Annotated in this window: 11 protein-coding genes and 1 pseudogene; 9 read left to right on the top strand and 3 right to left on the bottom strand. The window is 67.3% G+C overall.

The window, feature by feature from the left end; translation table 11 throughout:
- The first annotated feature begins 237 nt into the window (after window positions 1-237).
- Complete coding sequence (locus tag F0L46_RS23565) at window positions 238-873, top strand: hydrolase (protein ID WP_149822069.1); 636 nt, start codon at window positions 238-240, stop codon at window positions 871-873.
- Window positions 783-2,744 (top strand): monovalent cation:proton antiporter-2 (CPA2) family protein, encoded by a 1,962-nt coding sequence (locus tag F0L46_RS23560; protein ID WP_240540131.1) that lies wholly within the window; start codon window positions 783-785, stop codon window positions 2,742-2,744. The genes F0L46_RS23565 and F0L46_RS23560 overlap by 91 nt, the downstream gene beginning before the upstream one ends.
- Before the next feature lie 231 nt (window positions 2,745-2,975).
- Here the strand turns inward: F0L46_RS23560 and F0L46_RS23555 are convergent.
- Window positions 2,976-3,488 (bottom strand): annotated as a pseudogene (locus tag F0L46_RS23555) (SDR family NAD(P)-dependent oxidoreductase); the annotation flags it as partial.
- A gap of 58 nt (window positions 3,489-3,546) precedes the next feature.
- Entirely contained in the window at window positions 3,547-4,146 is a 600-nt protein-coding gene (locus tag F0L46_RS23550; RefSeq protein ID WP_149822066.1) for a TetR/AcrR family transcriptional regulator, read from the bottom strand.
- 147 nt (window positions 4,147-4,293) lie between these two features.
- Here F0L46_RS23550 and F0L46_RS23545 point away from each other — a divergent pair, with 147 nt between their 5' ends.
- The 3 genes from F0L46_RS23545 to F0L46_RS23535 are packed head-to-tail and all read left to right on the top strand — an operon-like array spanning window position 4,294 to window position 6,437.
- The gene (locus F0L46_RS23545) at window positions 4,294-4,503 is read left to right on the top strand and encodes a hypothetical protein (RefSeq protein WP_149822065.1); all 210 of its coding nucleotides are present in this window, start codon (window positions 4,294-4,296) and stop codon (window positions 4,501-4,503) included.
- Window positions 4,500-5,522 carry an alpha/beta hydrolase gene (locus tag F0L46_RS23540; protein ID WP_149822064.1) on the top strand — a complete coding sequence of 341 codons (1,023 nt, stop codon included), beginning with the start codon at window positions 4,500-4,502 and terminating at the stop codon, window positions 5,520-5,522. The genes F0L46_RS23545 and F0L46_RS23540 overlap by 4 nt, the downstream gene beginning before the upstream one ends.
- A 57-nt stretch (window positions 5,523-5,579) precedes the next feature.
- Window positions 5,580-6,437: an NAD(P)-dependent oxidoreductase gene (locus F0L46_RS23535; RefSeq protein ID WP_149822063.1), complete on the top strand. Its 858-nt coding sequence runs from the start codon at window positions 5,580-5,582 to the stop codon at window positions 6,435-6,437.
- Window positions 6,438-6,831: 394 nt separating this feature from the next.
- Here the strand turns inward: F0L46_RS23535 and gcvA are convergent, their stop codons facing one another.
- A complete protein-coding gene (gcvA, locus tag F0L46_RS23530; RefSeq protein WP_240540130.1) occupies window positions 6,832-7,812 on the bottom strand; it encodes a transcriptional regulator GcvA in 981 nt (326 codons plus the stop codon).
- Between the two features lie 43 nt (window positions 7,813-7,855).
- On the opposite strand from gcvA, the gene F0L46_RS23525 reads away from it, so the two are divergent.
- The 4 genes from F0L46_RS23525 (at window position 7,856) to F0L46_RS23510 (ending at window position 11,835) form a co-directional block, all read left to right on the top strand.
- A complete protein-coding gene (locus F0L46_RS23525; protein WP_149822062.1) occupies window positions 7,856-8,071 on the top strand; it encodes a YjiS-like domain-containing protein in 216 nt (71 codons plus the stop codon).
- 105 nt (window positions 8,072-8,176) lie between these two features.
- Window positions 8,177-9,595 carry an amidohydrolase gene (locus tag F0L46_RS23520; protein WP_149822061.1) on the top strand — a complete coding sequence of 473 codons (1,419 nt, stop codon included), beginning with the start codon at window positions 8,177-8,179 and terminating at the stop codon, window positions 9,593-9,595.
- A 337-nt stretch (window positions 9,596-9,932) separates the two neighbouring features.
- The gene (locus tag F0L46_RS23515) at window positions 9,933-10,682 is read left to right on the top strand and encodes a transporter substrate-binding domain-containing protein (protein ID WP_149822060.1); all 750 of its coding nucleotides are present in this window, start codon (window positions 9,933-9,935) and stop codon (window positions 10,680-10,682) included.
- Window positions 10,683-10,812: 130 nt separating this feature from the next.
- A complete protein-coding gene (locus tag F0L46_RS23510; protein WP_149822059.1) occupies window positions 10,813-11,835 on the top strand; it encodes an aldo/keto reductase in 1,023 nt (340 codons plus the stop codon).
- Window positions 11,836-11,939: the final 104 nt, after the last annotated feature.

Genomic DNA, 11,939 nt, shown 5'->3' with positions numbered 1-11,939 from the left:
CAAACACAGCAAGACCGGTACCAACGCGGCAGTCTCGGCGACGCGACACCCCAGAGCGCGCCCTAAAGTCCACTTGCCCCGACTAGACGTGGGGGAGATCGGGCGACCCGCCCGGCGATCGGAGGCCTCACCAGGCACGTGCGCAGCGCACGATCTCCGAGGCCCAGCAGGACCGCCTCCGCCTGACGTTGCTCAGCCTGAGCTGATGCACCTTTCAACCAAGAAGGATACCTACCGATGGCAAGCGAGCCGATCCGCAATCCCCAGACCGACCATCTCATCACGCCCGAGAATTCGGCCCTCATCATCATCGACTACCAGCCGGTTCAGGTCTCCTCGATCCGGTCGATGCGCCCTGACGAGCTCGTCTTCAACATCACGGGCGTCGCGAAGGCCGCGGCCAACTATGGGGTCCCGATCATCCATTCGACGGTGAACGTCTCGACCGGCCTCAACAAGCCGCCGATCCAGCAGCTGCAGGACGTCATCGGCCACCTCCCGACCTACGACCGGACGACCGTGAACGCCTGGGAGGACGTCGAATTCAAGGAGGCGGTCAAGGCGCTCGGGCGACGCAAGCTCATCATGACCGCGCTGTGGACGGAGGTGTGCCTCACCTTCCCGGCGCTCGACGCGCTTCGGGAGGGTTACGAGGTCTATGTTCCCCTGGATGCCGTCGGCGGCACGTCGGTCGCGGCGCACGAGGCGGGTCTGCGACGGGTCGAGCAGGCCGGCGGCCAGATGACCAGCCGCGTCCAGCTGTACTGCGAGCTGCAGCGCGATTGGGCGCGCAAGGCGACCGTTCCCGGCTTCATGAATGTCTTCGAGAGCTTCGACGGGTTCAACCCGGAGAAGGCGGCAGCCGCCGCCTAGGCGCCGTCACATGCCTTGGGGGAGGGCCTCGGCGGCAGCGTCGCCGCCGAGGCCCACAGATGTTCCGTGACGGAGCGGAGCGTGGTGACGGCGGACGCAGGAGAGAGCCCATGACGGAACCGGAAGCCGCGCATCACGGCCTCAGCTTGGCGACGCCGCTGGTCTTCCTGGGTTCGGCCGTTCTCGCCGTCCCGCTCTTCCGCCTGTTCAAGTTGGGCGCCGTGATCGGGTACCTGGCGGCCGGTGTCGCCGTCGGGCCATCCGGACTCGGCCTGATCGGCGATCCAGGTGCCGTCCTGACGCTCGCCGAGCTGGGCGTCGTCCTGCTCCTGTTCATCATCGGCCTGGAGCTCAAGCCGAGCCGGCTCTGGGCCATGCGGCGCGACATCGTTGGCCTTGGGCTGAGCCAGGTGCTCCTGTGCGGGGGCGTCCTTGCCGGGCTCGCGGTGCTCGCGGGCCTGACCTGGCAGGCGGCTTTGATCGCGGGTGCCGGCCTGGCCCTGTCCTCGACCGCCTTCGCGGCGCCATTGATGGAAGACCGCAACGAGCTGGCATCGCCCTACGGGCAGCGCGCGTTTTCCATCCTGCTCCTGCAGGACCTGGCGATCGTCCCGCTGCTCGCCCTCGTCACGGTGCTCTCGCCGGTCGCGGCCGAGACGGGCGGCACGTCCGGGTGGCGCGCGGGTCTCGCCATGGTGGCCGCGACAGCGTGCGTGGTCCTGGTGGGCCGATATGCCCTGAACCCTATGTTCAAGCTGCTGGCGCGATCGGGCGCGGGCGAGATCATGACCGCCGCTGCGTTGCTGGTGGTCCTCGGCGCGGCCGCCCTCATGCAGCTTGCCGGGCTGTCGATGGCGATGGGCGCGTTCCTCGCCGGCGTCCTGCTCGCGGAGTCCCGGTTCCGGCATGAGCTCGAGGCCAACATCGAGCCCTTCCGCGGCCTTCTCTTGGGGCTCTTCTTCATCGCCGTCGGCATGGACATCGATCTGGGCCTGGTCGCATCGAACGCAGCCGTCATCGGGGGCGCGGTCGTGGCGCTGATGACCGTGAAAACCGCGCTCATCGCCGGACTGGCGCGAGCGACGGGATCTGACTGGCAGGACGCCCTCAGGATCGGCACTGTTCTGTCGCAAGGCGGCGAGTTCGCCTTCGTGCTTTTCGCGGCCGCCGTCTCAGGCCGCATCCTACCGGCGGACACAGCGGCGATCTTGACCGCGAGCGTCACGTTCTCGTTGGCGCTCACGCCCCTCGTCTTCGGGCTCGGCCAGCGTCTCGCGGCCCGCGGTGCCGGCGAGACCCCGGATGCGGATTTCTCGACGGTCAACGGCAATGCCCTCATCATCGGCTTCGGTCGGTTCGGGCAGGTCATCTCGCAGATCCTGCTCGCCCGTGGCGTCGAGATCACCATGATCGATCACCGGGTCGAGGCGATCGATCTGGCGGAACGCTACGGCTTCAAGATCCACTACGGCGACGGCACGAGGCTCGACATCCTGAGGGCCGCCGGCGCGGGAAAGGCGGAGTTGGTTTGTGTCTGCGTCGACGACGCGGAAGCGACCCTGAAGATCGTCGATTTCTGCCGCGAGCAGTTCCCGATGGCCAAGCTGATGGTGCGTTCGCTCGACCGCAATCACAGCCTCGCCCTAGCGGGGCGGGACGTCGACTACCACATCCGCGAAACGTTCGAGTCGGCGGTGAAGCTCGGCGAGCGGGCGCTCGCGGCGCTCGGCACGACAGAGCGCGCCGCCGGAGACTTGATCGCCGAGTTTCGTCGACGCGACGCGGAGCGCTTCGAGCGCCAGCTCGTCGAAGGGGTCTATGCCGGCAGCGATCTCCTCAACATCAAGTCGGTGGATGAGCCGACGCAGTGAGGACCCGGCGATAGGCGCAAGGCGTACTTTGGCTCACGTCCGGTTCTGGCCGGAAGCGGAATGGCCGCTTTGGTGCCAAGAAGTGCAGGAGCGGACGGCGCCGGGTCTATGATGCGGCTGCTGTGACGGATGCGTTGTCCAGTTTCGCTCTGACGTGACGGGAAAACGCCTCTGGCCGTCCGAGGGGGCCTGGCTTGGACCGGGCCCCGTAATCGAGCAGTCTCAACGCGCCTACGCCATCCAGGCGTCGGCGTCGGCGTCTGCGCCGGCGGGGATGCGGAACGGTGCGGACGGGTCCGTAACCGCCCGCCAGACGGCCTCGGCCACGTCGTGGGCGTGGGTCACCGGACCGGCGTCGTTCCGGGCGGCTGCGGCGAAGCCTTGGATCAGCGGCGCGTAATCGGGAACGTTGAGGCCGCGCAGGTGCGAGCGCACGGTGTCGCCGAAGCGCGTCTCGGGCGAGCGCCCCGGCGGGACGAGATGCGCCCGCACGCCGAACGGCTCGGCCTCGACGGCGAGGGACTCGGTGAGGGCGTTCACCGCCGCTTTGCTGGCCCGGTAGACGCCGACCAGAGGCAGCGGCTTCAGCGTGACGGATGATGTGACGGTGACGGTGACGGTGACGATGACGCCGGCGCGGCGCTCGCGAAGTCTTGGGAGCGTGGCCTGGATTATGACGAGCGTGCCCGGCTTCTTGGTCCGGAACAACGCCTCCGGCAGCTCGGGCGCGGTCACCTCTATGGGGCCGGATCCCGAGCGATCGGAGCAGGCGGAATGAGATTGGGTTACGCGCCACCCTCCCTCATGCCCCGAGCTTGCCGAGAAGCTGCTGCAGGCCGGGACCGGCGGCTCGGGCGACCGCGGTCAGACGGTCCTCGCTCATGCCCTCGCGCGCGCACGCCGACAGGCCCGACATCGTACTCGCGACATAGTCCGTTACGATATCGGCGACTTCCGGGTGCGAGCGCGCTACGTAGGCGCGGACCTGATCCCGCCGGCTCTCTGCCGAGCGACGCGCCAGGGTCACGCTCTCCTCGTCGTCGCAACCGCGGACTGCTTCCAGGACAAGGCAGCCCCGCCGCTCGGGGTCGTGGGAATAGGCTCGAGCCGCGCCCACGATCAGTTCCAAGAGCGCCTCGCCCGGCGCTCGGCTGGGCAGCAGGATCTCATCGAGGGCGAGGACCGATGCCGAGTAGCGGTCCAGGATCTGCGCGAAGAACTGAGCCTTGCTCCCGAATGCCTTGTAGAAGCTCGGCGGCTTGATCCCTAGCGCGTCCGTCAAAGCTGCCAGGCCGACCGCCTCGTACCCGCGAGCATGGAACAGCCGCTGGCCAAGGGCCAGGGCGGTCTCTGGGTCGAACTTGCGGGGCCGGCCGGGGCCGGTCGATGATCCGCCGGTCATCGAAAACTCCTTGCGCTTACAGCACCAACCTTTATATAGTGATCACTAACAAAATGGTCGCGGGCAAGCGGCCGGTGCGCTCTCAGGCCTGCAGCACTTTGGATCCACGGCCGCTTGCCGGCCTGCACGGCACGTCGGGAGACCGTCATGACCACCCCTCGCTCGTCCACGAGCGTCCTCGTGACCTATCAGGGAACGTCTCAGACCAGGTTCGACCGACACTACTACGTCGGCCACCATCCGCCACTCGTGATGAGTGCCTGGCATCGCTATGTGCTGGAGAGCCTCGCCGCCTTCTTCCCCGCGGTCACCCCCTCCCGGACCGTCACGACCTCCTTTCCCGGGGTGAGAGCATGAGCAAGTCCCCAGCACCCTGGACGACGGTTCCTGCCCGCACGGTCCGGCGAGGTCACTTCTGGATTCCCGGCGATCGCGTGTCGCTGAACGGGGAAACCTACCAACGCGGGCCAATGTTTGTGGAATGGGAGGCTCCCGAGGAGATTACCCAGCCGTGGCCGGTCGTGCTGATGCATGGCGGCGGCTTCCAGGGAACGGAATGGTTCGACACGCCGGACGGACGCCCGGGCTGGGCGCAGCGCCTCGTCGAGGCCGGCTACGCTGTCCTGGTGGTCGACCGTCCGGGTCACGGACGCTCACCCTTCCACACCGACGTAGTCGGCCGCATGGGACCGCCGTTCTCCTACGAGGGCGGTCGCGCGATCTACGTGCCCGGCACCGATCCGCGGCACACGCAGTGGCCGTTTGATCCGGACCTCGACGATGCCATGGACGAGTTCATCGCCGGTTATGGCCCGCTGCCAGCCGACCTCGAAGCGTCGCAGACCATGGATGCGGACCGGACCGCGACCCTGCTGGACCGGATCGGCCCGGCGGTGCTCGTCACCCATTCGGCATCAGGCCCGGACGGCTGGCTGGTGGCGGATCGGCGTCCGCACCTCGTCAAAGGAATCATAGCGGTCGAGCCGATGGGAGCGCCCTTCGCCGACATCCCCAACATCGGCCCCATGCGCTGGGGAGCGACGGCCGCCCGAATGGGTTTCGATCCGCCGGTGAATGATCCCGACGAGGTCCGCCACGCTGCCCCGGGAGCGCTGCGGCTCCCGGGGCTTGTGGGTGTGCCGATCCTGGTTGTGACGGCGGAGGCGTCTGCCTTCGCGGCCGCAAGCCCGCCCACGGTCGCCTTCCTCAACGCCGCCGGTGCTTCAGACGAGCTGCTGCGGCTCGAAGAGCACGGCGTCCGAGGCAATGGGCACGGGCTCATCTACGAGAGGAACTCGGATGAGGCGCTCGCGCCAGTTCTGGACTGGCTCGCCAACCTTGCGGCCCGGTCTTCGAGCGACGGGCCGATGGCCTGACACGGCTCCGCACCGCGCTCGCGTCCGCGACGTCATTATGACCTGAGGAGAACGACGATGGATGTTGGCATCATCGGCCTTGGCGCGATGGGACGTGCAATGGCCCAGAACCTCGCGGCGGCCGGCCATCGGGTGGTCGCCTGGAACCGCTCAGCCACGCCCATCGACGGCGTGAAGCAAGCTGTGACGCTGTCGGACGCCCTTCAGGGCGATGCAGCCTTTACGATGCTGTCGGATGACGCGGCGATCCGCTCCGTGCTGCTTGACCCCGGTACCCTGCGGCAGGCGAGACCTGGGCTCGTCCACATCGTGTCCTCGACCATTTCCGTCGCGTTCGCCCGCGAGCTCGTGCGGGCGCATGCGGAAGCGGGGCTCGGCTACGTGTCTGCTCCGGTGCTCGGGCGGCCCGACGTTGCGGCCAGGGGCGAGCTTAACGTCCTCGCCGCCGGTGATCCGCCGAACGTGAGCGCAGTCCGGCCGCTCCTTGAGGTGGTCGGGAGCCGCGTCTGGGATCTGGGTGCCGAGCCGCCCACGGCGAACGCCGCAAAGATCGCCTGCAATATGATGATCACCATGGCCATCGAGGCGATGGCGGAGGCCGTCGTCCTCGCCGAGGGCTATGGCCTTGGGCGCGAGCCCTTCTTCGATCTGATCCTCGGGACCCTGTTCGGCAGCCGCTCGTACCAGGTCTATTCCGGCAAGATCGCAGCGCGCGACTACGAGGCAGGCTTCAAGGCCGTGCTCGGCCTGAAGGACCTGCGCCTAGCCTCGGAGGCGGCCGAGGGGATTGGCCGAGACCTCCCGATGCTCGATGCCGTCCGCCGCTGCATGGCCGAGGCGGTCGAGGCTGGCTTGGGTCACAAGGATTGGTCGATCATGGCTGGGCTCAGGGTCGATCCCAGCAAGGACCCCTAGCGCCGCCGGTCCCGGGCGAGTGTTCACGCTCTTCGGCATGGGCCTGCGCCGTTGGTCTGGTAGGTCTGCATTCAGACAAGCGCCTGGGACGCCCGGCGCGTGACCTGCGTCGACACCACACCGGGCGTATCCGCTGCAACGCTCGATGGGCGCATTGCGGCCTCTCTGACGCGGTCGCCGCCGCGGTCGGCCTGCTCGAAATGAGAGTGGATCGCCGGCTTTCTTCGTGACGAGTGCTCAGCGTCCGCTTTTGAGGATCCGCTGACACGTCTCGGACGTCCGAGATGGGGCGCGAAGCGGATGGTCCGACGGGCGTGTACGTCTTTCAAAAGGACGCCGATGTCAGGGCGCGTCCGAGGCATCCCGATATCGACGGGATTTACCCTCAAAGCGCTCAAGCCACAGCCTCTTCGAGGAGCCATTCGCGGAAGCCAGCGACGTTCCGGGTGCTTGAGCCGCTCTCCGGCGATACGACCCAATAACGATAGATACCCTCCACCTCCTGCCGGAAGGGCCTGATCAGGCGGCCGGCAACTAAATCATCCCCGATGAGAGCGCTCGTGGCGAGCGCGACGCCTTGACCCGAGATGGCCGCCTGCAGCGCGAGGAACATATGTGAGAACCGTGGGCCGCGCGTCGCATCGACGACGTTATCCGCGCCGACCTCCGTCAGCCACCGCCGCCAGTCCACATATTCCGGGATGCCCGGATCGCGTTCCTCATGAAGAAGCGTACAGAAGCGAAGGTCAACAGGGCTCCTCAGCGGCGCCCCGGCGTCAGACAGGAGCGACGGGCTGCAGACGGGGAAGAAACTCTCCGCCATGAGCAGGTCCGTTCGCATTCCCGGATAGCCGCCACGTCCCAACCTGACCGCGACGTCGACCCCCTCCCGCGCGAAGTCGGTCAGGCCCATCGAGGCGAGAACACGTACCTCGAGGTCCGGGCGCCGGCGCCGGAATCCAGCCAGGCGCGGGATCAGCCACCGCGACGCGAAGGACGGGACAGTACTGACGGTAAGCGTTGATGACGAGGCCGGCCTGGCAGCCTCGGCCGTCGCGATTGCCAGTTCGTCGAAAAGCGGACGCAGGGCCGCCGCGTAAAGCTGGCCGGCGTCCGTCAGGACCACACCCTTGCTCGGCAGGCGCCGGAACATGGCTTGCCCGAGGTGCTCCTCAAGCCCCTTCACCTGTTGGGCCACCGCGCTCGGCGTAACCGCGAGCTCGTCGGCGGCCTTCTGGAAGCTGAGATGGCGCGCGGCCGCCTCGAAGGCGCGAACGGCGTTGAGCGGAGGCAGACGGCGACGTGACTGTGCCATAATTTTTCTACGTCTGACCCCAAGGAGTTCTGGTTTGAGCCGAAGCTTGATGAGGCGCAAGGTGCTCCCGTGCAGATGGCGCTGAGCCCTACGGAGCGGACCCATGCAGCTGACCACACGACCCGCCGTCGCATCAGAAAATCTGGTGTTTGCGCTCTCTCGCTTTCGTCGCAGGGCTCTCGAGGCGCTCATCGCGTTCGAGGAGCGAAGCGGGCGACGGAGGCAGCGCCGGGCCCTGCTCCGTCTCGACGAGAGGACGTTGGGAGACCTGGGGCTTTCAGCCGCCGACGTCGAGCGCGAGGCGTCCCGCGATACCTGACCTGCGTTCATCGACTGGGTCCCACCGCAGCGAGGGCGTTTGTGCCAGGGGACGCGGGCTGTATGTAGAGCTCGCGGGCAGGACGGCTCGCCGGAGGGTCACCCCATGGACAATCGCAACGCGATCTGGCGCGAGGTCGACCTCGCGAGCGGGCGCTTGGTGGACCTCAGCGATCGCATCTGGGCGATGCCGGAACTCTGCTACGCAGAGACGCGGTCGGCTGCGGAGCATGCAGCGGAGTTGCGCCATCAAGGTTTCAGGGTGACCGAAGGCTTCGCGGGCATCCCCACGGCGGTGATGGGGGAGGCAGGCGAAGACGGGCCCGTGATCGCCTTCCTGGGCGAGTACGACGCGCTGCCGGGCTTGAGCCAGGAGGCCGGCGTGGCGCAGCCCAGTCCGGTCGCGGTTGGGGGACACGGTCATGGCTGCGGCCACAACCTTCTCGGCTCCGCTTCCCTTCTCGCCGCGACCGCCCTCAAGAACTGGCTCTCGCAGCAAGGCCTGCCCGGTCGCGTGCGCTATTACGGCTGTCCCGCCGAGGAGGGCGGGGCCGCGAAGGCCTTCATGGTGCGCGAGGGCGCCTTCAGAGGCGTCGACGTGGCGATCTCCTGGCATCCGTCGGGATTCTGGGAGGTCGTGCCCCCGATCTCTCTTGCCAACATGCGCATCGACTTCACCTTCACGGGGCGCGCGGCCCACGCGGCTGCCGCCCCGCACCTTGGTCGCAGCGCGCTGGACGCGGTCGAGCTCATGAACGTGGGCGTGAACTACATGCGCGAGCACATGCCCAGCGATGCGCGGGTGCACTACGCCCTGCTGGATGCGGGCGGGATCGCTCCCAACGTCGTCCAGGCCCATGCCCGCGTGCGCTACCTGATCAGGGATCGTGACCTCATGGGCATGCTCGAACTCGTGGAGCGAGTTCGCAAGGTCGCCCAAGGCGCTGCCCTCATGACCGAGACGCAGGTCGAGATGCGCACGATCAGCGCGGTCTCCAACCTTCTCGGCAATCGGCCCCTCGAGGAGACGCTGCAGAGCGTCCTGGAGGAGCTCGGTCCGCCTCCCTTCGACGATGCAGATCGTGCTTTCGCGCGAGAGATCCAGAAGACCTTATCGCCCGCCGACAATGCGGCGGTTTTCCGCGCGATCGGACAGCCGCCGCGCGATCTCGCGTTGGCTGACTTCGTCGTCCCGCTGGATGCGGCGCGGCGGCCGTCGCTCGGCTCGACGGACCTCGGCGACGTGAGCTGGGTGGTGCCCACGGTTCAGGTGCACGCGCCGACCATGGCTGTCGGGACGCAGCTCCACACCTGGCAAGTGGTGGCCCAAGGCAAGGCGCCGGCGGCTCACAAGACGCTCGTCCATGTCGCCAAAGCCATGGCCGCGCTCGGCGCGCGGGCAGCCGTGGACATGGGCCTGCGCGAGGCTGCACGGGCGGACCTGGAGCGACAAACTGCCGGAACACCCTATGTCTCCCCGCTTCCTGTCGACGCAACGCCGCCTCTCACCATGTCTGCGGGTTGAGCCTGCGGCAGAGGAAGCGGTCTCCGCCGGTCTGGGCAGAGATCATCCGTCAGATCGCCGCCTCCTCGCAGACAGTGTCCCCTTAGACGCCGGCACCGACGACCGGCCTATCTGAAAGGCTGGCTCATAGGTACGGCCTACCCTCCAGCCTTAGGTGCCCGCCGGAGGGGGGCCTCGAAGGGCGCTCCAGGGATCTCCGGAGAGTTGTAGCATCGTGGTGCGTGCTTCGAGGCCGGGCTGCGCAGGGCACCTCAGCATGAGGGGGACATGAGCAAGCCCTTGCGCGTCAGGCTCTGAGGTGCCCCGCTGCCTCGTCCATTTCTGAAGGGACACGACGATGAGGGCCAGACCAGAGATCGGACCGGTTCCGCAGGAGATCGTTCGGCGACTATCTCCCTCAGGGGTTCTCAGGGCCGGCATCAATCTTTCAAACTTCCTCCTCGTGTCGAGCCGCAATCCGGACGGCAGTCCCGCGGGTGTGTCGCCCGATCTGGCGCGTGCGCTCGCTGATACCTTGGGGCTGGAGCTGCGCTACGTGACGTACCCATCTCCGGGTCCCTTGGCCGACGCAGCGGCTCACGACGAGTGGGACGTGGCCCTGGTTGGGGCCGAACCGCAGCGTGCCGAGACGATCGCCTTCACCCCCGCCTATGCGGAAATCGAGGCGACGTACCTCGTCCCGAAGGGCTCGGGCTTGCACGCGATCGAGGATGTGGACGCACCAGGCGTTCGGATCGCCGTGACCGATCGGACGGCCTACGGGCTCTGGCTTGAGCGTAACATCCGCTCGGCGTCGCTCGTGGGCACCGCAAGTTTCGACGACGCCCTGTCAGCCCTTGTGGAGGGGCGAGCCGATGCGCTCGCGGGCCTTCGATCCCGCCTTGTGTCCGACCAGGATGCTCATCCCAATACACGCATACTGGAAGGGCGCTTCATGGCGGTGCAGCAGGCGATCGGAGTGCCGCGAGCCAAGGCCGAGATATTACCCTACCTCGAGCAATACGTTGCAGCGGCGCGGGGATCGGGGTTCATCGCCGACTTGATCCGGCACCATGGGGTCGAGGGCTTGAGCGTCGCGGGCAGTTGACGCACAAGTCCTCGGACATCGGCCGGGTCGGACGGGATGCTGCGCCGTTGGAGGCCGTCCGTGTCACCCAGAACGCGCTTTGCCCGGCGAACGGGGCGGCGCAGGGCGCTTTGAGGGTTTGGAGGCGACGATGGAATACCGCACGCTCGGCGGATCTGGCCTAAAGGTGCCGGTGCTCACGTTCGGGACCGCCACATTCGGCGGAGGCAGCGAGTTCCTCCGCAAGTGGGGCGCCAGCGACGTTGGTGAAGCCCAGGCGCTGGTCTCGATCTGCCTTGAGGCGGGCTGCACGATGTTCGACACGGCCGATGGCTACTCCGCGGGCATGTCGGAAGAGATCCTGGGACAAGCCATCAAGGGGCGCCGCGAGCAGGTTCTGATCGCCACCAAGACGGGTATGCCGATGGGCCCGGGCCCGAACGACAGAGGTACGTCGCGGGAGAAGATCATCCGGTCTTGCGAGGCGAGCCTCAAGCGGCTCGGTACGGACTACGTCGACCTCTACCAGCTGCATGCCTTCGACGCGCTTACCCCCGTCGACGAAATGCTCCATGCGCTGGATGCTCTCATTCGGGCCGGAAAGATCCGGTACTTCGGCGTGTCGAACTACTCGGGCTGGCACCTCATGAAAATGCTGGCCCTGGCTGACCGCCACGGACTTCCCCGGCCAGTGACGCACCAGGTCTACTATTCGCTCGTCGCACGTGAGTTCGAATGGGAGCTCATGCCGCTCGGCATCGACCAGAACGTGGGCACGCTGGTGTGGAGCCCGCTGTCCGGGGCAAAGCTCAGCGGCAAGATCGGGCGCCGCAAGCCCGCACCCATGGACAGCCGCGCGGCCACGGATGCGACCTGGGACGTGCCCGAGGATAGGCTTTTTGCCGTCACCGACGTGCTGGAGAAGATTTCAGAGGAGACCGGCTTCTCCGTCCCTCGCCTCGCTCTCGCATGGCTTTTGACCCGTCCGACGGTGTCGAGCGTAGTGATCGGGGCGCGCAACGCCGATCAGCTCCGCGACAACCTTGCCGCGACGGATGTCATCCTCACGTCAGAGCAGGTTGCGCGCTTGGACGCGGCGAGCGCCGTGACGCCGATCTACCCGTACTGGCATCAGCGACGAAGCTTCCTGGATCGCAACCCGCCGCCCGTATGAGCCTCGGACGGAGCAGAGGGGCAGGACGATGCATTCAAGCTCGGTTTGGCCCGACCGGCTCGAGCAAGCTTTCCTGCCTGGGGAGACTCGGATCGCGGACCGCG

Source organism: Salinarimonas soli (genome assembly GCF_008386575.1).
In the GTDB taxonomy this organism is placed as follows: Bacteria; Pseudomonadota; Alphaproteobacteria; order Rhizobiales; family Beijerinckiaceae; genus Salinarimonas_A; species Salinarimonas_A soli.
This window is presented reverse-complemented; position numbering and strand designations above follow the sequence as displayed.